The 21,758-nt window shown below is 64.1% G+C and carries 19 protein-coding genes and 1 riboswitch; of the genes, 8 read left to right on the plus strand and 11 right to left on the minus strand.

Annotated features, from left to right (window positions below; translation table 11 throughout):
* The first annotated feature begins 86 nt into the window (after positions 1–86).
* On the plus strand, positions 87–1,508 hold the full coding sequence (locus K3U93_RS25780; RefSeq protein WP_491562392.1) for a MutS-related protein: 1,422 nt from the start codon (positions 87–89) through the stop codon (positions 1,506–1,508).
* Between the two features lie 44 nt (positions 1,509–1,552).
* On the opposite strand, the gene K3U93_RS00690 is transcribed toward K3U93_RS25780, so the two are convergent.
* The 9 genes from K3U93_RS00690 to K3U93_RS00730 all read right to left on the minus strand — a co-directional run bounded on the left by K3U93_RS00690 (position 1,553) and on the right by K3U93_RS00730 (position 10,813).
* Entirely contained in the window at positions 1,553–2,239 is a 687-nt protein-coding gene (locus tag K3U93_RS00690; RefSeq protein ID WP_083008853.1) for a PhzF family phenazine biosynthesis protein, read from the minus strand.
* Positions 2,240–2,303: 64 nt separating this feature from the next.
* The gene (locus tag K3U93_RS00695; protein WP_083008854.1) at positions 2,304–4,325 is read right to left on the minus strand and encodes a proton-conducting transporter transmembrane domain-containing protein; all 2,022 of its coding nucleotides are present in this window, start codon (positions 4,323–4,325) and stop codon (positions 2,304–2,306) included.
* Complete coding sequence (locus K3U93_RS00700) at positions 4,322–4,831, minus strand: NADH-quinone oxidoreductase subunit B family protein (protein WP_083008855.1); 510 nt, start codon at positions 4,829–4,831, stop codon at positions 4,322–4,324. Before K3U93_RS00700 ends, K3U93_RS00695 begins: the two co-directional genes overlap by 4 nt.
* Before the next feature lie 30 nt (positions 4,832–4,861).
* Complete coding sequence (locus K3U93_RS00705; protein ID WP_083008857.1) at positions 4,862–6,082, minus strand: sodium-dependent bicarbonate transport family permease; 1,221 nt, start codon at positions 6,080–6,082, stop codon at positions 4,862–4,864.
* 121 nt (positions 6,083–6,203) lie between these two features.
* The gene (locus K3U93_RS00710; RefSeq protein WP_139796728.1) at positions 6,204–6,521 is read right to left on the minus strand and encodes a hypothetical protein; all 318 of its coding nucleotides are present in this window, start codon (positions 6,519–6,521) and stop codon (positions 6,204–6,206) included.
* A 38-nt stretch (positions 6,522–6,559) separates the two neighbouring features.
* Entirely contained in the window at positions 6,560–8,092 is a 1,533-nt protein-coding gene (locus K3U93_RS00715; RefSeq protein WP_083008863.1) for a hydrogenase large subunit, read from the minus strand.
* Positions 8,089–9,174, minus strand: coding sequence for a proton-conducting transporter transmembrane domain-containing protein (locus K3U93_RS00720; RefSeq protein WP_176219864.1), 1,086 nt, complete (start codon positions 9,172–9,174; stop codon positions 8,089–8,091). The genes K3U93_RS00715 and K3U93_RS00720 overlap by 4 nt, the downstream gene beginning before the upstream one ends.
* An 8-nt stretch (positions 9,175–9,182) precedes the next feature.
* Positions 9,183–9,857: a hypothetical protein gene (locus tag K3U93_RS00725; protein ID WP_071512714.1), complete on the minus strand. Its 675-nt coding sequence runs from the start codon at positions 9,855–9,857 to the stop codon at positions 9,183–9,185.
* Between the two features lie 2 nt (positions 9,858–9,859).
* Positions 9,860–10,813: a respiratory chain complex I subunit 1 family protein gene (locus K3U93_RS00730; protein WP_083008868.1), complete on the minus strand. Its 954-nt coding sequence runs from the start codon at positions 10,811–10,813 to the stop codon at positions 9,860–9,862.
* 425 nt (positions 10,814–11,238) lie between these two features.
* Here K3U93_RS00730 and K3U93_RS00735 point away from each other — a divergent pair, with 425 nt between their 5' ends.
* From K3U93_RS00735 to K3U93_RS00765, 7 genes are all read left to right on the plus strand, one after another.
* A complete protein-coding gene (locus tag K3U93_RS00735; RefSeq protein WP_083008870.1) occupies positions 11,239–12,117 on the plus strand; it encodes a prenyltransferase/squalene oxidase repeat-containing protein in 879 nt (292 codons plus the stop codon).
* The gene (ppsA, locus tag K3U93_RS00740; protein ID WP_083008873.1) at positions 12,114–14,588 is read left to right on the plus strand and encodes a phosphoenolpyruvate synthase; all 2,475 of its coding nucleotides are present in this window, start codon (positions 12,114–12,116) and stop codon (positions 14,586–14,588) included. Before K3U93_RS00735 ends, ppsA begins: the two co-directional genes overlap by 4 nt.
* 213 nt (positions 14,589–14,801) lie before the next feature.
* Positions 14,802–15,185, plus strand: a complete 384-nt coding sequence (locus K3U93_RS00745) for a DUF211 domain-containing protein (RefSeq protein ID WP_230981552.1) — start codon at positions 14,802–14,804, stop codon at positions 15,183–15,185.
* A gap of 59 nt (positions 15,186–15,244) precedes the next feature.
* Positions 15,245–15,742, plus strand: coding sequence for a hypothetical protein (locus K3U93_RS00750; protein WP_230981553.1), 498 nt, complete (start codon positions 15,245–15,247; stop codon positions 15,740–15,742).
* A 70-nt stretch (positions 15,743–15,812) separates the two neighbouring features.
* Positions 15,813–15,875, plus strand: a riboswitch (Fluoride riboswitch).
* Between the two features lie 136 nt (positions 15,876–16,011).
* Entirely contained in the window at positions 16,012–16,995 is a 984-nt protein-coding gene (locus tag K3U93_RS00755; RefSeq protein WP_071512711.1) for an ABC transporter ATP-binding protein, read from the plus strand.
* Positions 16,996–17,920: 925 nt separating this feature from the next.
* Positions 17,921–18,847 (plus strand): hypothetical protein, encoded by a 927-nt coding sequence (locus K3U93_RS00760; RefSeq protein WP_139796729.1) that lies wholly within the window; start codon positions 17,921–17,923, stop codon positions 18,845–18,847.
* The gene (locus tag K3U93_RS00765; RefSeq protein WP_083008879.1) at positions 18,844–20,142 is read left to right on the plus strand and encodes an SAM-dependent methyltransferase; all 1,299 of its coding nucleotides are present in this window, start codon (positions 18,844–18,846) and stop codon (positions 20,140–20,142) included. The genes K3U93_RS00760 and K3U93_RS00765 overlap by 4 nt, the downstream gene beginning before the upstream one ends.
* A gap of 105 nt (positions 20,143–20,247) precedes the next feature.
* Here K3U93_RS00765 and K3U93_RS00770 read toward each other — a convergent pair whose 3' ends face one another.
* A complete protein-coding gene (locus tag K3U93_RS00770) occupies positions 20,248–20,904 on the minus strand; it encodes an NUDIX hydrolase (protein WP_083008881.1) in 657 nt (218 codons plus the stop codon).
* Positions 20,897–21,679: a galactan export ABC transporter ATP-binding subunit Wzt/RfbE gene (gene wzt, locus K3U93_RS00775; RefSeq protein ID WP_083008883.1), complete on the minus strand. Its 783-nt coding sequence runs from the start codon at positions 21,677–21,679 to the stop codon at positions 20,897–20,899. Before wzt ends, K3U93_RS00770 begins: the two co-directional genes overlap by 8 nt.
* Between the last annotated feature and the right edge of the window lie 79 nt (positions 21,680–21,758).

Genomic DNA, 21,758 nt, shown 5'->3' on the forward strand with positions numbered 1-21,758 from the left:
ACGACCCCGACCTAGCGCCGCGGCTTCCGTGGCCATTGCAGAATCTCGTCGATGACGATCTCGAGCTCCGGCGGATCTACAAAGCGATGGCCGCCGGCGACGAATTCTTGCTCGACACCGCCAAAAAGATAGTGCCACAGGCGGTTGTCGATCCCGACGTCATCGTCTACCGTCAGCAAGTCTTGGCGGATTGCCTGGCCAATCGTGCCGCGGTGCAGCGGATGTATGACGTCGCGGTCGACGGTGTCGAAGTTCGGCGCAAGGTGTTCCTCGGCGGTTTGATGTCCCGCGACCCACAGGCCATCCTGCGTCGCTCCGTTCGGATTCTCGAACTGCTGGTCGGCAACCTCCGGCAATTGCGCAGCCTGTGCGATGAGCATGCCAACGGATTTCGCTCGCCGGGGTTTCGGCAGCTGTTGGCGATGATTGGCGAGCAGATCGGCGACGAGTACCTCGAGCAGCTCGACGCGGACCTTCGCGAGTTGCATCTTCCGCGAGGTGTTCTGCTCAGCGCCGCGCTCGGAATGGGTAACAAGGGCGTGGATTATCTCCTTCACCAGCCACCTCGCCGTAATTGGTGGGACAAATTGACCGGAAACCGCAGCAGCGGTTGCGGCTTCGTTGTTGATGAGCGCGACGAAACCGGCGCGCAGGCGCTAACCGAGTTAGCCGGGCGGGCCATCAACGACATTGCCAATACGGTCACCCGATCTGCAGATCACGTCGAGGGGTTCTTTGGCCGGCTGCGCACCGAACTGGGGTTTTACCTGGCCTGCGCGAACCTTTACGATCAGCTCACCAAAGCCGGTGTGCCCACCTGCTTTCCGATTCCCACACCGATCGGCCCGCCACAGCTCTGCTGCCGCGACCTGCGCGACGTGGGACTGTGCCTGACCGCCGGTAAGCGGGTCACCGGCAATGACGTCGACGGCGACGCGAAGTCGTTGATCGTGATCACCGGCGCCAACGAAGGCGGGAAGTCCACGTTTTTGCGCAGCTTGGGCGCGGCGCAGGTGATGATGCAAGCCGGCATGTTTGTCACCGCCACATCGTTTCGCGCCAACGTCCGAGACGCTGTCTTCACGCACTTCAAGCGCGAAGAAGACGACACCCACACCCACGGCAAGCTCGACGAAGAACTTGCCCGTATGAGCGACATCGCCGACTTCGTCGGCTCGGCGTCAATGCTGTTGTGCAATGAGTCGTTTGCCGCGACGAACGAGCGGGAAGGATCGCAAATCGCGCGAGACGTGGTGCGGGCCATGGTCGAAAGCGGGGTGAAAGTGGTTTTCGTCACGCACTTGTACGACCTCGCGCATAGCCTCAGCTCGCGACACGATCCGGCCTACTTGTTCCTGCGAGCCCAGCGCCGCCCCGATGGTGTGCGGACGTTCCGATTGGAACCGGGGCAACCGGAACCCACCAGCTACGGCGAGGACTCGTTTCGGCGGGTGTTCGGCATCGCTTCGAATCGCGACGTCAGCCGGGAAACTGTAGGGTCCGGCTGAGCGGTGGAGAGCGCTCCCGCAATCTGAAAATATGTGCCGGCCGGTCAGGCTAGGTGCGCCACTCCTGTGCGAACGACACGACCAGCGATGCTTACCCAGCCATTCGGGCTCCACAGGGTGTGGATCAGTGACCCTTTGCCCTGGGTGATGGTCAGATCGCGGCTGAGGTACTCGCTGATGCGTATTGCCGCGGCGCCGGTGGCTTCGTCTTCCTGCACGCCAAGCTCGGGTCCGAACGAGCGGGAGCGCACGCGCCCGGCGTCTCGGTCGATCCAAGCCCATACATAGTGCGGGAAGTCGTCGGAATAGTCGCTGGGGTCAGCATCGATGACATCCTGAGGCGAGATCAGTTGATGCATCACGAATTCAGGAGTCCATTCGGCGTATGCCCGGATGATCGCCAGCTCTGAGGCGTAATCGACTTCGACGATGCCGACCGGGAGCCGTAGGCTTCGAACGGGTGTGCCACGGTCACGCAGCCACCAAGCCGCTCCCACGGCGGGGTGGCCAACGAATGGCGATTCAATGGCCGGCGTGAAGATGTGAGCCTCGGCCGTAGCATTCCCCCGCTTCGGAAGATCGACGAAAATTGTTTCGCTATAACCCAATTGGGTCGCAATGCGTTGTCGGTCCGCGTCTGGCACTGCAGCGGCGTCAATCACGCCGAGCAGGTTTCCGAATCTGCCGTCGATGTCGGTGAACACCCGCAGAACGGTTACGTCGGTAGCCATCGGCGCCAGTATCCTCTCATCATCAGTACGCCGCCACAGCGACTGCTCGTATCGGTGTGCACCGTCATCCGCTGCCAAGTGCCCCCAGCAGGTAGGCGACTAGGACGACGAGGAATACGTAGAGCAGGTACAAGTTGACATCGCCCGATTGGATCGGGGTCACCAGACGCGCGCAATATTGCACGGCGGTTATGACCGGACGATACAAGTAACGTTGAAACAGCGGTGTGACCTCGGCTTCGTAGTGCACCGGCCCGGACCTCCCGGCGGGCTCGTCGGACGCTCGCTGCAGGGTGACCGTCGGTTGATATAGGCGGTCGAATGTCACCCGTACGGGCGCGGCAAATGTCATGGCCGAGTACTGCATTCGCGGTTTGAAGGTGACGATCCCACCGTCCCACACCGGGGTCCGCCGACTTGGCGCCTTCGGGCGTCCAACGGCATGGATCATGACCGGCACGATCAAGACGGCAACCATGAATGCCGCAAGGTACGTTGGGGAGAACGCCGAAAAATCCGTGTTCGCCGGAATGATGGTCAATTTATCGACCATCACCCGCGGCAGCAGGTTGACCGAGGTAACGGTGTGGACGGCACGTCCGAGAGCCGTGATCACTAAAGGTGCCCCCACCCCGAGTGCCACACACCCCATAGCCAAGAGTGCGGCTCCGAGCACAGGCTGTCCGGATTCCTCGGCGGCAGCGGCATCTTTGGTCCGCGCCATGCCTAGGAACGGGATACCATACGCGCGCACAAAGGCGCACACGGCCAGGCCTCCCGTTAGCCCCAGGCAGGCCGCTGCCACGACGATCAAGATGCCCACGAGATGACTCGGTATCCGAAAACCCTGAAACAGTCCCTGGAAGATCAGCCATTCGGAGACGAAACCGTTCAGCGGCGGCAACGTCGCAATTCCGAGGGTGCCTATCATGCTGATCACCGCGGTACGTGGCAACCGGTGAACCAGACCACCGAGCCGATCCATGTCGCGGGTGCCGGTGGCGTGCTCGATCACCCCGGCCTCCAAGAACAGTAGCGTCTTGTAAAGGCCATGGTTAGCAACGTGATACAGCGCGGCAAGCAGCAGGAATGCGCCCAATACCGGCTGCCCGTAGGAGGTGAAGGTCATCCCGGCTCCAATTGCGATGGCGATAACTCCCACGTTCTCGATCGTCGAATAGGCAAGGAACTTCTTGATGTCGCGTTCGGTGAGCGCGTACAGGATGCCAAGCACCGCGGTGAGCGCGCCCAGGCCCATGGTTATGAGACCCCACCATGCGGGACCCGCACCGAGCAGCTCGGTGGCGAACAGCAGGATGCCGTAGACGCCAAGCTTTACCACCATTCCGGACAGAAATCCGGAACCGTCGGCGGGTGCCACGGGGTGTGCCTCCGGCAACCACACGTGCAGCGGTACCAAGCCCGCCTTGAACCCGAAACCAATGAGCGCCAGCAGGAATATCGCGTCACGAGACCCCGGCGAGACGTGCCCCGATCGCATGGCAATCGTCGCGAAATCTGTGCTGCCCGCATCGGCGGCAAGAAGCACGAATGCCGCGACGATCAGCCCGAAGCCGACCTCGGAAAGTGCGAGGAACCAGAACGCGCCCGCGGCAACCCCCTCGCGGCGTTGATGGCGCAGGATCATCAGATAGCACAACAACGCCATCGACTCCCATGCCACCAGGAACACCACGACTGTGCCCGCAATCAGTACCGTTAGCGTGGCCAGCAGCGCGAGATGGTAGATCGCGAGGTACAGCGACGTGCCCCGGCCCACGGCATGGTATCGCGGCGCATAGCAGGCGATTCCGATCGCGACGGCGCCCAGCACCGCGACGAACACACCGGCCAGCGGCGTGAGCCGCAGCGTCAAGGCGCCGACTATGTCGTTGCCGCCCAACGTCTTAGACACCGACCCGGGATGCATGAGCAACAGCCTGACCCCGCCGATGAGCGCGGCCAAGCCACCCGCACCACCCAGGGCGGGCGAAAGCCGCACCGGACCGTGTGCTGGGACGAACGCAGTCGCCGTGGCCGCGACCCACAACGCTGCGGCGGCGCCGAACATAACCCATTCGATCACGGCAGCTCACCTTGATCCACGAAGGGCATTGCGGACACCTTCTCGGCAAGCCGACCCACCGCGACCATCAGTCCCTGTAGTAGCGCCATCGGACTGGGTGGGCAGCCCGGCACGTATACATCGACGGGGAGTACCGCGTCGAGCGTGCCGTGGGCGATCGGGTCTGCGGGATAAACCCCGCCGAGCGCGCAGGCGCCGACGGCCATCACGAGCTTGGGTTCGGGCGTGGCGTCGTAGGTCTTGCGCAACGCCACGTCGAACGCTCGTACGGCCGGCCCGGTCACCATGAGAATGTCGGCGTGACGCGGGGCCGGGGTAAAAAAGAATCCCAGCCGGTGCAGATCGTAGTGGGGCGCCGCGAGCAACCGTATTTCCTGCTCACACACCGCACAGGAGCCCGTGTCAACGGTGCGGATATGCAGGCTACGCCCAAACAGTTTGCGCACGCTACGGCGCAGATCCTCGGCCGCCGAGTCCCGTCGCACCGTGCTTGTTGCCGCCGTCATGACAAGCCCTCCCTGCGTGGCGATTTGTGGTTACGGAAAGTGCAGCCCGATGATCCGGGCAATCTCGATATAGAGCGGAATCCCGACGGTGACGTTGTAGGAAAACGTCAAGCCCAGCGATGCGGCGAGAGGCAGGCTCGGGCTGGCCTCCGGGATCGCCAGTCGCTGCACCGCCGGGACGGCGATATAAGACGCCGCACCGCACAGCACCGCGAACAGCACGTAGGTTCCGGGCTTGAACGCCGTGTCGGTCAAGTAGGCATAGGTGTGGGCGACGAGAATACCCAGCGTCGCAAAGAAATTCGGTGCGAGCAGACCAAATAGCACAAAGCCGAGTCCCGCCGACCGTAGGTCGCGCAACTTGCGGGAGGCCGTCATGCCCATCTCAAGCAGGAAGAGGCACAGGACGCCCTGGAACGCCGACACGAAAAAGGTGTCGTCGTCGTGGATCACCTTTTGGCCTTGCAGGCCACTGATGAAGCCGACGATGACGGCGCCGATCAGCAGGCACAGCCCGGGATTGAGCAAGACCTCCCGCAGCGTGGCTGTGGTGTTGTGCCGCGCGGCATCTCCGCCCAGGGGGTTTCCCTCGGGATGCTCGCGTTGTTCCGGGGAGGTTTCCGGCTCGTGCCCGGTCTGATGTTCCTGCTGGGATCGCAGGCTCTGGCCGTAAGCGGGCCGCGCGGCGGTGCCGGGCCCCGCCCCCACGGTCGCCGGCGTCGCGTAGCCCGCCTCATCCGGCATCTTCCCTGCCGCATCCATTCCCCGGGCACGCAGTCGAGCCACCAGATACAGCGCCACCAGGCAGCCGGGGATCTCCATAATGGCCAGCATGACGGGCATGTAGGCGTCGAAGGCGATGGCGACGCTGGTGAGCACCGCCACGCAGGTGGCAAAGGTCCCCGCCGAGTCCGATCCGTAATACCCGGCCACCGTCGCCCGGTCGATCCGCCGCAGGGCAGTCACGTGGTTGAGCACGAAGTAGGCGATAATGCCGATCAGGAAGTTCAAGGCGAAGCCCACCACCATGAATCCGACGATGCGTCCGATGCTCGACGGGCTGATTTCGGCGAGCTCTTCGCCGCCGTGCCAGCCGATGGCCAGCAGCAGGTACATGGTCAGTCCCTGGTAGATCACGTACGGGATTTCAAACCGCACCTTCAAGATCGGGATCAGGAAGCCGAAATAGAAGAACAACAACAGCGGCTTGAATAAGTTGTGGATGAAGTTTTGCCAGAACTCGTAAAGCATTGGTGGCTCCTATAACTGCTGCCGGGGGGTTAACAACCCGTCGGGGCCGAGACGAATATCAGGAGCTGCTTCGATTCCGCCGTGGCAACCGCGCAATCAGGCACCACGGCCACCGTTTCCGTCATGAGAGTCCTTCCGGCGGGGACGATTTACGCAACCCAATGTGTTTGATCAGCTGTTCGCGGGCGGTAGCGGCCAGTTCGAAAACCCCGCTGGGGCGCACGACGGCGGGTGCGGCCGCCAGGCAGCGGCCGCAGGAGGTGCAGGCGCCGACGTCATAGATCAGAACGTCGTCGTCGCGTCGCAGCGCGGAACTCGGACACATTGCGACCAACCGGTCGGCCACGCCGGTATCCAGCGGCGAGGCGTCGAACACCGGTGGGCTGGGCAACTCACGTGTCCACGGTTCCGGCGCCCCGCGCGGGTAACGAGTCGTCACTACGCCTCGGCGCAATCCACGAAGGAACCACAGTGCCATCAGCGTGCCCTCCCGGCTGCGGTGAGCCAGAAGCTGGCCTCGATGATCGGAATGTCGGTGAAAACGTTCTGGGAGCGTGCCGCGTCGCCGAAGGCGCGCCAATTACGCACCGCCGCAGGCCGCAGCCTGCACCGAAGAATTCGCCCGTCGGAACCGAGTTCGACCCACACCAGCGCCTCGCCTCGTGGCGATTCCGCCCAGCCGAGGCCGGATCCGGCCCGCTGCGGAATCGGCGCCGGTTCACAACCGACGCTGGAATCCGGAATGGCGAGTTCGTCGATCAGCCGCAACGCCTCGTCGATTTCGGCCAAGAACACTCGGTACCGGGCCCGCGCGTCGCCGCCGCTGGCAAGCGCAACTTGCACCGGATGGTCGTCATACGGTGGCTGCAGGTGATCGCGGCGCGTATCGAGGGCAATGCCGCTCGCGCGCACCACCGGACCGACGAGACCGAGCGAACCGGCCTGCGCCGTGGTGATGACACCCGTCGCCTCCAAGCGGTCGAGGAACGAGTTGGTGCTGTTCAACGCGTCGGTGACGCGTCGCAAATCGGCACAGGCCATGTGGGTTTCGGCGCTGAGTCCCCTAAGGTCGACCCCGCGGGCGACGCCCCCGATATCGACGACACCGAATAGGTACCGGTGTCCGAAGAATCGTGCGGCCAACCGCAAGAGCTGCTCCAGCACGATTTCGCTACCCGCCTGGCCAACCGCGAGGCCGGTGGACTGGCACAATGCGGCGATCGCGGCGACGTGGTTGTAGATCCGTTCGAATTCCACTGCCGCGGCACGGATCCGGCTGGCGGCAGGTGAGACCGAGATGCCGAGCGCCGTTTCGATGGCGGCGGCGAACGCCCACGCATGTGAAGCCGCCGACAGGCCCTCCGCCCGTTCGACAAGAAACAGCGCCTCCCGCGGCGTCATTCCGCGCAATCGCCATTCGATGCCACGGTATTTGTGCCAGGTGAAGAGGTAGAGGTCGACCACCTCCTCGCCGCTTGTGACCAGGCCGTAGTACAACGACTCGAAGCCGGCCGCGCGTACCGGCCCGAATGGGAATTCGAACGCGGCCCCACCGACGGTGTGCGGGGCGCGGACATCGGCGGGTTCATGGGTGGGCGCTCGGCCCAAGCGGGGGAATTCGGCTCCTGCATGGGGTGGCAGCGCGATTCGGTTCAGCGGGCCGCCATCGGCGGGGCGCAGCCCGAACTGCTCGTAGATCTCGCATTCCTCCACGAACGCCGCTGGTTCGATGACGGATAACGAGGGGTACTCAGCTGTAGCACAAGGTGTTTCGGTCAGGAGATAGGGATGCGCTTCTGTGTCGAGCGCCCACGTCAATCGTAAGATCGGGTCCGCGCCGGGTCCGTGGTCGGCGAACATGTCGGCGAGACGGGCGCTGGCGGTCAGCTGTTGTACGGTGGCTTGCAGCTCGCTGATTGGGACGTCGACACGAAAAACCTTGTCTTCCTGGACCATCCGTGTCCGGCTGGGCAGGGTGGCCTGCCACGTAGTGGCGTCGATACCGGTCACGTCAACGCTCCGATTGATCCAAGGATCACGGTGTGCAACCCAGTGGGGATCCACAGGCCGAGCACCAGCAGTGCGGTGAGGCCCGTGACAATCGGCAGCGCTGCCAGCACCCGCTGCCCACCGAACCCGAGCGCGATCGCGATGATTCCCATATGCTCGACCGATGAGTAGGCGAACAGTCGCTTGAAATTGGTTGTGGTGACCAGGAATAGCGCTCCTATAAGGACCGAAGCAAACCCGAACGAGAGCATCACCACCTGCACGTAGTGGGTGCCGAGGCCCGTGCGGGCGATAGCCAGAAAGCGGATGATCGCATACATTCCGGTGTTCAGCAGCGCCGCGGATAGCATCGCGCTGGTCGGGCTCGGGGCTTCGGAGTGCGCGTCCGGTAACCAGGTGTGCATCGGCGCCAGCCCCACCTTGGTGCCGTATCCCACCACGGCCAGCAGGAATGCCAACTTCAGTGCGGGGTGGGCTAATTCGGATGCGTGCTGGAACAGGTACGGCCAGGTCAACCTGAGGTTGTCGGTCAGTGCCAGGCCGGTGCCGGAGTAGAAGAGGAACATGGTGCCGACAAGTGCGATGGTGACACCGAGCGAGGAGATAATGATGTATTTCCATGCTGCCTCCAGCGAACTGGCCTGTGCTTCCAAACCGACCAGCGCGGCGCTGGCCAGCGTGCTCGCCTCGATCAGCACGAACAGCATGCCCAGGTTTCCTGTGCTGAGCGACGCCAGCATCAGCGCGGCGAACGCGCCGAAGAATCCGAAGTACATCCGCACCTGGAATGAACTCAGCAGCCCCGAATTCTCCTGTGCCCGAAGATAAGCTGCCGATCCAAGCGAAGAAAGCAACACGACCACGGCCACGGTGAACAAGAAGAACGCACTCAATCCGTCGACATAGACGAAGCCCGACAGGGCCGACAGCACACGGTGGCCGCCGATCCACAGGAGCAGCCAGATTGATAGTCCGAGCGATCCGCAGCCCGCGGCAATAGCCGTGTAGCCGGCTACCCGTGCCTTTGCGCCGGCGATGGCGGTCGCCGTGGTCGCCAACGGCAACAACGCGATCAGGACCACGAGCGCGGTCATCCCCGCAGCTCCCTGAGTTCGGCCGAACTCGCCTCGGCCAGCTGACGGGTCATGCCCGAGACAAAAACAACCATGATGAGTACGCCGGCGACGATGTCGAGAAAAACCCCGGCTTCGACAATGAACGGAAAGGTTGCCACCAGCGTAATCGCGCCCAGAAACACCCCGTTCTCCACGAGCAGCCAGCCGATCAGCTGGGCGACGGTGTGGCGCCGCACCACCATGACTTCGCAGCCGAGCAGGATCATCGCGGTTGACAGCGGGACCACCGCGGATGCCACCAGCCCCTTGGGTAGCAGCTGCGGCCGAGTCACCAAGTAAGAGAACGCGGTCAGCGCACCGCCGAAAATAATGGCCGTCGACAATCCAGTGGACATCGCGACGTCACGTTTAAGTTCCAGCCGCTCGATCAGCAGCCGCCTTGCGGCTAGCGGGATCCCAACGCCCTTGACCGTTAACGTGATTACGGCCAGGGCCCACAGTTCAATGCGGCCGAACCTATAGGCAACCACTCCGCAGGCGATCGCGAGCAGCCAGGACTGTGCGCCGTAATAGGTGAGGTACCGGTTGAACAGCTTCGAGCCCAGGCATGCAAACGCGCACAACAGCATCAACACGCCACATAGATCGAGTAACACACCCGCGGTCGACGTTGCCGTCAGGCTCTCCATGCTCATGCTCCGATCACATACGAGGTTGCGATGCCGACCAGAGCTAAAAGAAATGAGGCACCGAGGAATTCGGCGATTCGGAAGAACCGGAGTTTGGCGAACGACGTGTCGATGACGACGATCAAAAGCCCGCAAATCGCGAGCTTGCCCAATAACGCCGGAATCGCCATCAGGCCGCCGCCGATCGTCGTGGCATTGCCGAGGCCCCAAGGCATCACGAACACGTTCATGAATATCGACGACAGCAGCAGCAGTTTCATCCAGGAGCCCCACTTGACCAGGGCGTAGGACCGGCCCGAGTATTCGAGCACCCGGCCTTCCTCGATCATTGAGATCTCGATCGAACCCGTCGGGCTATCGATCGGGATGCGCCCGTTTTCCACCAGGACAAGCAGGAAAAACGCGACCGTCCCCAGTAGATGGGTGGGTAGCACGAGCACATAGGGAGAGTCGGCGACCGCGTGATTCATCAAATAGGGGTTGTCCGAGGCTGAAACGGCGCCCACCGTGAAGAAGACCAGGATTAGTGCGGGCTCGGCAAGGCTGCCTATCCAACTCGCGCGGCTCGCTCCCAAACCGCCGAGGGGGCTGGCGGTGTCCAAACCCGATAGCGAGATCACGAATGACGCCAGCGTGAGCACAAACGCGCCGCCGATGAGATCGGCCAGAAAGGCAAGCGGCAACGGCTCATTGGTGATGATCGGGACGATCGCCGACACGGTCAGGTAACAAGCGAAGGCCACGAATGGCGCACCGCGGAACACCCATGAAGCCTGATCGCTGACCGCGCTGGACTTGCGTAACCACTTCGCCAAATCGCGATATGGCTGCAGAACGCTCGGGCCCCGCTTCGACGCCACGATCGCCTCGGCGCGTGCCAACACCCCTGAGTACAACGGAGCCAACGCGATCACAACCGCGCTCTGCAGGACCTGCAGAAACTCGGCGCTGCCCATGACCAGCTCCTACCCTGTAGGGGTGGGTCGCACGAGTCGACAACCCACGGGTAGAAGCCATTAGCGCCATCTAGCCGGCCGGATTGCCCGGACAACGGCGCGTATAGCGAGCTCCATCGCTTTATTGCGTCTACTTATTGCATGTAGTAGCGACTTTACACACCGAACCCGGGCGGGTGAACACCCCGGTGGCTGCCGCCTTACGGCTGTGTCGGAGCGGAAGTGGCAGGCGCGAGCGTAAAGCTGGCGAAAGGCTTTGCCCGATCCGCCCGCGAAGGCGGCACCGCACGTCGGCGGCATCCGCTGGGCGGCTGTGACATTCGACCCTATCGGCCGCCGGCCGCCGCAACGTTCGATGTAGCCATGCCGAAGCAAGACAGGCGTGTGCTGGACGAGCACCAACGCGACCGCCCGATCGTCGCACGATGACGAAGGTGCCTACCTCCGAAACCCGCCTTGTCATGCTCGATTGGCGGGCCGCGGCAAGGTATGTGTTGAGTCGGCGGACCCCTGAAGGTGGATTCTGCTTCTATCGCACACCCCGATGGGGCGTCGAGGAGCCGAACACGCCCGACACGCTGGCGGCGTTGGGATCGTTACTGCTGCTGGGCGTCGAACCTCCTCAACCCGACGTAACCGGTCGCTGGCTGAGGGGCGCACAAGACGACGATGGCGGCTACGCCAGTCTGACCATCGGCTGGGCGGCGCTGCGGGCGCTGGAGCTGTTGGGTTTGTCCCCGCGTCGTTCGCCGAAAGCATGGCTGACGGGTTGGGCGCGGCGATTGCTGAATGCGCGACGAACCACGACCCAAGATTGGCGCGCGGCCCTTGACGGCGCACTGCGCCTCGCGGAGTTGCTGCACTTCGATACCGGACAACGCGCCGGTGTGGCCCAGCTGCTCGCCGCCTCGGCCGACCCGCGGGGCGGCTGGGCGCGGCCCGGCGCGGACCTGGAGACCACCGCGGTGGCCATGCTGCTGGCGCGACGTGCCAGCAGCAGTCCACCGGATCGCGACCGGGTTGTCGGCTTCCTGCACGGTTGTGAGGACGCGGCTATCGGGATGCGGCTGTGCCCCGATACGCAAGTAACCACGGTCGGGGCGCTGTGGGGAGGCCAGGAGCTAGCCGCCGCGCTCGGTGTGATCCCTCGCTATCCCGCCGCAATCGCCGCAAGCCTGGCCCTGCTGCAACGGCCCGACGGGGGTCTGGGAGCGCGCCACGAGGCGGTGTCCACTTTGCGCGACACCTGGCTCGGGTTGCGCGCCGCCCGCATGCTCGACGAGTTGGAGGAACAACCATCATGACGAAGTCCAAGCAAGCCAGCTATGTGCGGTTCTTCGAGGAACTCGGCGTCCACGACGTGCCCCTGGTGGGCGGCAAAAACGCGTCGCTGGGCGAGCTGTACCGCAAGCTATCTCCGGCCGGGGTACGGGTCCCGAACGGCTTCGCGGTCACCGCCGACGCCTACCGGCACACACTGGATGCCGCCGGCGCGTGGGGCGCCCTGCACGCCGCCCTCGACGATCTCGACCCCGCCGACGTGGCGGGGCTCGCCCATCGGGCCAAACAGGCCCGCGAGATCGTCTACGGCGCCCCCCTACCCGCCGCGATCGAGCACGAGATCCTCGCCGGTTACCAGCGCCTGCAGCAGGAGTATGGCGAGCAGGTGAGCCTGGCAGTGCGCAGCTCGGCCACCGCCGAGGACCTGCCCACCGCCAGCTTCGCCGGCCAGCACGACACCTACCTCAACATCCGCGGCAAGCAGAGCCTGCTCGATGCCTACCGCCGTTGCCTGGCAAGCCTATTCACCGACCGGGCCGTGCACTACCGGATGGACCAGGGCTTCGACCATTTCAAAGTGGCCCTGTCCGTCGGGGTGATGAAGATGGTGCGCTCCGACCTGGCCGCCTCCGGGGTGATGTTTTCCCTCGACACCGAATCGGGGTTCCGCGACGTCGTCTTAATCACCGGCTCCTACGGGCTCGGGGAGAACGTCGTACAGGGCGCGGTCGATCCCGACGAGTTTTATGTCCACAAGCCCACTTTCGCCCGCGGGCACCGCGCGGTGCTGCGCCGCCGACGCGGTGAAAAGACGGTGAAGATGGTGTTTGTCGAGGGCAACACCAAGCACACCACGCGCAATATCGCCACCCCGGAGGCCGACCGTGCCCGCTACTGCGTCGACGACACCGCGGTGCTCGAGCTGGCCCGCTGTGCTATCGCGATCGAAAACCATTACGGACGGCCCATGGATATGGAATGGGCGCTGGACGGCGTCGACGGCCAGCTCTACGTCGTACAGGCCCGGCCCGAAACCGTTGCCTCCCAGCATGCCCCCGCGGCAGGCGAACGCTACGTGCTCGATGCCAAGGGCGAGGTCCTCGGCGAAGGCCGAGCGGTGGGCGACAAGATCGCTTCGGGACCCGCCCACGTGATCGCGAATTTGGCCGGGCTGCCCAGCTTCGCGCCCGGTGAGGTTCTGGTGGCCGACACCACAACCCCCGACTGGGAACCGGTCATGAAAACCGCGGCCGCCATCGTCACCAACCGCGGCGGACGGACCTGTCATGCGGCGATCATCGCCCGCGAACTGGGCATTCCGGCAGTCGTCGGTACCGGTGAGGCCACCGAGCACATCGCAAGCGGTGAGGAGGTGACCGTGTCGTGTGCCGACGGCGAGGTCGGACGCATCTATCGCGGCCAGCTCGACTTCCACGTCAACCGCAGCCCGATCACCGAAATCGCGCGCCCCGCCACCAAGGTCATGATCAACCTCGGCAATCCCGACTTGGCGTTCAAGACCTCATTCCTGCCCAACGACGGAGTGGGACTGGCCCGCATGGAATTCATCATCAGCGAATCGATCACCGCGCATCCGCTGGCCCTGCTCCACCCGGATCGGGTGAGCGACCCCGCCGCCCGCGACCGCATCGCCCAGCTCACCCGCGGCTACCCCGATGGCCAAAGCTTCTTCGTGCAGCGCCTCTCCGAAGGGATCGGCGTCATCGCCGCGGCGTTTTGGCCCAAACCGGTCGTGGTGCGCATGTCGGACTTCAAAACCAACGAATACGCCACCCTCATCGGCGGCACAGATTTCGAACCCCACGAAGACAATCCGATGCTCGGCTTCCGGGGCGCGTCACGGTACGCGCACCCCGCCTACGCCGAAGGCTTCGCGTTGGAGTGCCGGGCAATGCGGCGGGTACGCGAAGACATGGGACTCACCAATGTCATCTTGATGGTGCCATTCGTGCGTCGCGTGGTCGAAGCCGAGACCGTTTTGGCACGGATGGCCGAGTTGGGCCTGCGGCGCGGTGAGGACGGCCTGCAGATCTACGCGATGTGCGAAATCCCCAACAACGTCATACTTATCGACCGCTTCGCCCCACTTTTCGACGGGTTCTCCATCGGATCCAATGACCTTACCCAGCTCACCCTGGGGGTGGACCGCGACAGCGAGATCGTCGCCTTCGACTTCGACGAACGCGACGAGGGCGTCAAGCAAATGCTCCGCCTGGCGGTTGAGGGATGCCGCCGCAACAACATCCACTCCGGATTGTGCGGGCAGGCCCCGTCCGACTACCCAGACATGGCCGAATATCTCGTCGAAATCGGCATCGACTCCATCAGCCTCAACCCCGATACCGTCATCGACACGACACTGCGCATCCTCGACGTCGAACGCCGCCTCGGACGCAGCCCGCGCCAGCCGGCGCCCAACGCCGAACCCCGGCAATCTCAACCGGCCGCCGACAACGTCTCGGCGACGCTTTAGCTCTCTGGTCCCAGCCGCAGCCTGAAACCGCGGGCAACGGCTGGCCTCTCTCCGCTCACGCGCGCGGAGCAAAACCCCTTGTCGTACAAGCATTTACCGAACCCTAACGTCGGGAAGCCGTTTCCACCCGGACTCCGTCTCCCGCGCGGAGAAACGAAGTCAAGCAGATCCGATCTCACATGGGTCGACGAGGCTCCCATAGTGTGGAAGCGAATGACGGGAGAGAGCGGCCGAGTTTCGCTGCGCCAGGGCGGCTCCCCGAATGCGACCACGGAGCAGGACATAGACCGAATGACCTCAGAGGAGCCCGCGATGAATATTCGTCGCATGCAGTTGGATGTTGACAAGGCAATTACGAGACCGGATCTTTTGGAGCTGGCCGCGGCGATCGATGACGTTGCTGGTGTTGAGGCGCTCAACATCACCGTATCGGAGATCGATCTGGAGACGGTCGGTCTTGAGGTCACGGTCGAAGGCGAATCCATTGACGCGACACAGTTGATCAGACAGATCGAGAAGACCGGCGCGGCGGTGCACAGCATCGATGAAATCGTTGTGGGCAACCGCATCATCGAGCGGGTGCCTCGAACTCGGTGATTACAGTGAGGCGCCGCAGCGCGACCCGTCTGCGCCAGTCGGGAAGGATGATGTTTGCGATGGCGCTGGGCGTGTCGGACGGGATACTCAACGCCCTTACCCTGGCATCGGCAACCGTGCTGCGCGGCGTCGGACTGAGCCTGGGCTTGAGCGCCCGCGTCGGCATTGTCGCCTTCGCTTCGGCGGTGCTGACGCTGTTCGTCGCCGAGTACAGCCAGAACCGATTGGAGTTGGTACGAGCCGAACGCCAACTGATGTTCACCCGGTCCGGTCGACTGGCGGCGACGAACCTCGGCAGGTCGGTGCTTCGCGACTCGGTCGCCTCGGCGACCGTGGCGGGCACGTCCAGCTTCGCCGGCGCTGCGCTGCCATTGGTAATGGGTACATTGCTGCCGCGGATGTCCTGGATCGCCCTTGTGGCGTCCGCCGGTGCCTTAGGGTGCCTCGGCGTGCTGCTGGCCAAGCATGTGGGCGGTCGCCGAATCGTGTGGGCGCTCGGCCTGGTCGTGGCCGCCGTTGTCGTGACGATCATCGGCGTCCAGGTGGATCTCGTGTGACGACGACTGCGGCGGTGAACGTGGCGCGCTGACTCGCTGCGCTGCTACGATGGCGGCAACCGCAAGTTCTTTCGCGGCCGGCGATGAGGCTCGCCACCATAGCGCCGTCGGCGCTGATGGCTTCTACCCACTCGACATGTCGTTGGGGGAACAACTGTCCTCCGATCGAGCGAGGGAGAAGCCGTGGACACTCCAACGCGCTACACACCCACAAGGGCAAGCGTGGTTGAAATCAGTTCGTTGACGGTGGTAGAGGCGAGGGATTGAACATGGGGGTGGCAATCGAGATCGAAGGTCTCACTAAGTCGTTCGGGCCCCAGCGGATCTTCGAAAATGTCACGCTGACTCTGCCCGAGGGCGAAGTCAGTGTCCTGCTGGGCCCGTCGGGTACCGGCAAAACGATCTTCTTGAGGACGCTGATCGGGCTGTTGCCCGCCGACAGCGGCAAGATCATGGTCGACGGGGTAAACCTCGTCGAGGCTACGGCCAGCGAGCTCAATGAGATTCGCACGCTGTTCGGAATGATGTTTCAGGACGGTGCGCTGTTCGGGTCAATGACGTTGTTTGACAACACCGCCTTCCCGCTGCGCGAGCACACCAGGAAGAAAGAGAGCGAGATCCACCAGATTGTCATGGAGAAGCTCGACATGGTGGGCTTGGCCAACGACGGGGACAAGTTTCCCGGCGAGATATCCGGTGGTATGCGCAAGCGCGCTGGGCTGGCGCGCGCGTTGGTGCTTGAGCCGCAGATCGTGCTATGCGACGAACCGGATTCGGGGCTGGACCCGGTGCGCACGGCTTATCTGAGTCAGTTACTCATCGACATCAACGCACAACTCGACTGCACGTTGTTGATTGTCACGCACAACATCAACATCGCCCGCACCGTGCCGGACAACATGGGAATGCTGTTCCGCCGCAAGCTGACGATGTTCGGGCCCCGGGAGGTGTTGCTGACCAGCCGACAACCGGAGGTCCGGCAGTTCCTCAACGGCCGGCGCATCGGTCCCATCGGCATGTCCGAAGAGAAGGACGAGGCTCAGATGGCCGAGGAGCGGGCGATGGTCGAGGCCGGTCAGCAGGACGGCGGTGTCGAGGAAATCGGCGGCGTGCCACCGCAGCTTCAGCCCACCCCCGGCTATCCGCAGCGAAAGGCGGTGGAACGGCATCGGGCGCGGGTACGCGAGATCCTGCACACACTGCCTCCAGAGGCGCAGCAAGCCATCCGCGAAAGCTTAGATGGCACATACTGATACGGCCAATGCCCGGTCGTGGCAATGCGTGGGCGGCCAGTGATCACCGGGTCGGTCGGCTCACTTACAGATGTTCCCCAAGCAGGTGGCCGATCAGGCCGAGAATGGCCGCGCCACTGAGGTCGACCACGAGTGCCTGACGGAAACGAACCACCGGCGCGTGCGGTGATGAACTGGTCGATCCGGAAGCGGGCAACCGCGCCCGCACCGCCGACGAGCAGCATGCCAAACCACTGACAACCGCTTATCTTTCGTCGGCCGTGCGCAATTCGTCGAGTAACCCACCACCCATCCGACAGCCGATCTCTGGCGAAGCGTCGCCGGGTCGCCCCCGATCCCTGGTATGTCCGATGCCGTCGAACTGTATGGAAAACACCGAATCACCGTGTGTACGAATATCACTCGTCGCCATCGAGCGCTACCGCCGTTGCCGCAGCTCTTCGGCTACGCGGTCGCGCTCACCTGGTGCATACGCCACCGACGCGCCGGCAACCGCGGGCCGCTCGAGACCTCGCCACTGTGACCGACCCCACCTCTCACCGTTGCGCATGGCGTGGGCCGATGCGTCATCGCGTCACGAAGCGCACCGTGCCGGCTATGGCGAGCACACCGACGCGCAAAGGTTGTGCGCTGCCTATTGGGCGCCTGCGCGATACGAGTGGTTTCACTTCGAGTGCTTGGAGTTTCGGCGATTCGCGGTAAGGTATGCAATACGCTGGCGGAGGGGCTCGCCAACGAAATCGCGGCGCGGTTGCGTCCGCCAACGGTCCCTGCCTTTCCGAAAGGTAGGAAGATCATGGCGGTGCGGCGATCAAGCTTTTTCAAGCGCCTACCTGGTCGTCGGCCGGCTCCGCCGGAGCCCGCCGCTTGGGATCCGCGGTCGCGGGGGCTGATCTCTCCGTGGGAGATACCTCTCGATCGCGAATTGGCGGCGCAACTGAGCCCCGGAAGCGGATACGGGCCGGCCTACTTCCCGTCACAGTGGGGTTCGATTCCGGAGGCGGCGACACAAGCGCTCACCGAGCTGATCTCCGTCAGACGACCGCATGACATGCTCGTGGCCCCCGCCGGAATTCGTCGAGTCGGGGATACCGACATCTATTGCCCGACAAGGATATTAGCCGTCGGTGACCACGGAGTCGCGTTGTGGGTCGACGACCTGCCCTTCGACAGGGTCGTCGGAGTACTCGCCTATCGCGACATCCGCATGGTCGAGCACAGGTGGGGTACCGACTCCGCGCATCTGGCGATTATCGGTGCCACGCGGCGGTTCACCCTGCATTACCGGCGCCCCTGGCGAGGGTGGCGGGGACCGAAGCTCGAGGAGCTGCTCATGCGCATTCGGCTGCGCGCGGCCGGTCCGCTCAGTGACCTCGGGCAGCACGATGGCCATCGCCACGACGTCGAGGCGGCAGCGCTGGCGATGGAACTCGGCATATCACGAGTCGTGGCTTCCTTCAGCGCGGACGGGCGGTCGAAATGGACTCCGTGGAAGCGCGACGGGCAACGAGTGTGCCGAACTGTTGCGCTCACCGACCGTGAGTTGGTCGTGGCGCGCACCGTGGCGGCGCGCTCCGTGCGCGACGGCGGCAGGCACATCCTGGCCGTCCCGCGCCGCCACCTTCGAGGGCTGAGCGTGGCGGGGACGCGCCTGCATGTAGACGCGGAAGCCACGCACGACTTCACCCTTGGAGCCGCGTTCGCCCGACGTGTCGTCCGGGAACTTTCGGGGAAGGCCGGTCAGCCCTCGTCTCTCGCGCATCCTGTCGTGACGCTGATGTCCGTTCGCGATTCCGAGTACGATCAGTACAGCTGGGAGACGAGTCGCGTTCCGCACAGAGGTCCGTCGTGACAGTCGCTGAAACTGTGGTGCCGCTGGTTCGGGCGGTTCTGGGTCAAGAGGTCCCGGTCGCGCTTCGCGGGTGGGACGGTAGCCGGTCGGGGCCGTCGAACGCGCAGTGGGAGTTGAAGATCAACAACCGACGCGGCCTGCGCCGGCTGATGTGGGCCCCAAACGAACTCGGCTTCGCGCGCGCCTACGTGTCAGGTGATATAGAAATCCAGGGAGACCTACTCGCGGGCATGTCGGTTCTCGAGCGGATGTCGGATCCTGCGTGCGGCCCGGGTGTGCGTATCGACAGTGAGATGAAACGTTCGCTCGTGAAAACGGCGCTGCGGCTCGGAGTCATTGGTCTGCCGCCCAAGCCGCCGCCAGAAGAGGTGAGGCTGGCGCGCGGGCGTCGTCATGCCAAGTGGCGCGACGCTGCCGCGATCAGCCACCACTACGACGTTGGCAACGACTTCTACCGCCTGGTGCTGGGCGAATCGATGGCGTACTCGTGCGGATACTGGGCATGCCCGGGCGACAACCTTGACGCGGCCCAATACGCCAAATGCGACCTGGTGGCCCGCAAGCTGGGCCTGACGGAAGGCATGCGGGTGCTCGACGTCGGCTGCGGCTGGGGGACTTTCGCCGTGTACGCGGCCCGTCGCTACGGAGCGCATGTGGTGGGTGTCACCCTGTCGCGCGCACAGGCGGACTACGCCAGCAAGCGAATCGTCAATGAAGGCATGGGCGACTCGGTCGAGATTCGTGTGCAGGATTACCGCGACGTCTCCGACGGACCGTACGACGCCATCTCGAGTATCGGGATGGCCGAGCATGTCGGGGCCGTGATGCTGCCGACCTACGCGGCGAAGCTATACGCGTTGCTGCGTCCGCGGGGCCGGCTGCTTAACCACGCCATTTCGCGCCGGCCCGGTAAGCGCCAGGCGTTTTCGAAGACGTCCTTCATCGATCGTTACGTGTTTCCCGACGGTGAGATCGAGCCGATGGCAACGATGATCGACGCGCTCGAAGGAGCGGGCTTCGAGGTGCGTGACGTCGAATCCCTTCGTGAGCACTACGCGCTGACACTGCGGGCATGGGTTGCGAACCTGGAAGACAACTGGGACAAGGTGGTTGCGGCGAGCACTGCGGGGCGTGCACGGGTCTGGCGGCTGTACATGGCCGGCTCGGCGCTGGCGTTTGAAGCCAACCGCCTCGGGATCAACCAAGTGCTGGCGGTCAAGCCCACAGACCGGGGTTGGAGTGGCATGCCGCGTACCCGCACCGAACTCCTCGCCTCCCGTCAGAGGGAGCTCTGAACAAGGCAGCGGCCGAGGCGAATGCGGCCGCTGTCATGGTCGATCTGGCAGTTATTGCGTTGCACCCTTCGGGATTTCGATGGCCACGCACACGGCCCGCCTGCCCTATCTTTGCCGGCCCGGCCTGGGTTTAGGAGGGCTGGCGCCATGTGTGGCGATCGAATGCCGTTGCGGACGCCGCCGCGGCGAGATCGCCGGTATCGGGGGCAGCGCCGCCGGGCCATGTTCGCGCAACGCATGTATCAGGTCCGCCGCCACTTTGGTGACCCGGCGTTCGTCGGCGTGAGCCAGCCGCGACGGCAGCGCCTCGAGCGGCATCCACGCAACGTCGGTGACCTCGTGGTCGTTGGCGGCGATCGGCTCACCTTCCCGGAACCGCAGCAGGTAATGGTGGACGGTCTTGTGCACCATGGTGTCGTCCGCGCGGAACCAGTATTCGACGCTGCCCAGCGCGGCCAGCACGTCGCCGCGGATGCCCGTTTCTTCGGCTATTTCGCGCACCGCCGTCTGTTCGGGCCGCTCGCCTATTTCGATGTGGCCCTTCGGCAACGACCATAGGGTGCGGCCGCGACGGTCGTCCCGGCCGATGATCACCCCGAACTGTTGGTCGCAGTCGATGCCGTGCACGACCAGCCCGCCCGCCGAAAACTCGCGCACCGTGGGCAGACGCTGTGACGCGGTGTCGGTCCTGCGGGCGCCGCCTTGGCGGGGCCGTTGGCCCTGTCGTCCCGATTGGGTTGGTTCCGCGTTGAACTCACTCATTCGAGGTGATCTCCGCCATGATGTGGGCTTTGGTGTCCTCGTAGGCTTGCATCACATCCCCGACGCTGCCGGTCATTTTGATCTCGCCGTGGTCGATCCAGACCGCGGTCTTGCACAGCCGCACGAGGAAGTCGTTGGAGTGGCTGGCGAACACCAGGATGCCCGAGCGTTCCACCAATCCTTGTAACCGGGACTGGGCCTTGTCCAGAAAGTGGGTGTCGACGGCCCCGATTGCCTCGTCGAGCAGCAGGATTTCCGGGTCGATGCTGGTGACCACACCGATCGCCAACCGCATCCGCATGCCGGTGGAGTAGGTGCGCAGCGGCATCGACAGGTAATCGCCGAGCTCGGTGAACGCGGCGATCTCATCGACTTTGGCCTCCATCGTTTTGCGGGTCTCGCCGAGGAAAAGTCCACGGATGATGATGTTTTCGTAGCCGGAGATCTCGGGGTCCATGCCGACGCCGAGGTCGAAGATCGGTGCCACGCGGCCTCGGATGGCGGACCAGCCGCGGGTGGGTTCGTAGATTCCCGCCAGTAGCCGCAGCAGAGTCGACTTGCCCGCCCCGTTGTGCCCAACCAGGCCGACCCGGTCGCCGACGTTTAGCGAGAGCGTGATGTCACGCAGCGCTTCGATGATGGGCACGTTGGAGGCGGTGCGTCCGATGGTGCCGCCGGCCTTACCCAGGAACGTCTTTTTCAGCGACCGCGTCTTGGCGTCGAAGATGGGAAACTCGACCCATGCGTCGTGTGCCTGGATGCTCACCGGTGCCATCGATGTCAACGGCCGGACGGGTGCGTGACGGCCACCGAGCCAGCTCGAGATAGACACGATCACCCCTGTCGAATCCGGA

Origin of the sequence: Mycobacterium malmoense (assembly GCF_019645855.1) — a bacterium.
Taxonomy (GTDB): domain Bacteria; phylum Actinomycetota; class Actinomycetes; order Mycobacteriales; family Mycobacteriaceae; genus Mycobacterium; species Mycobacterium malmoense.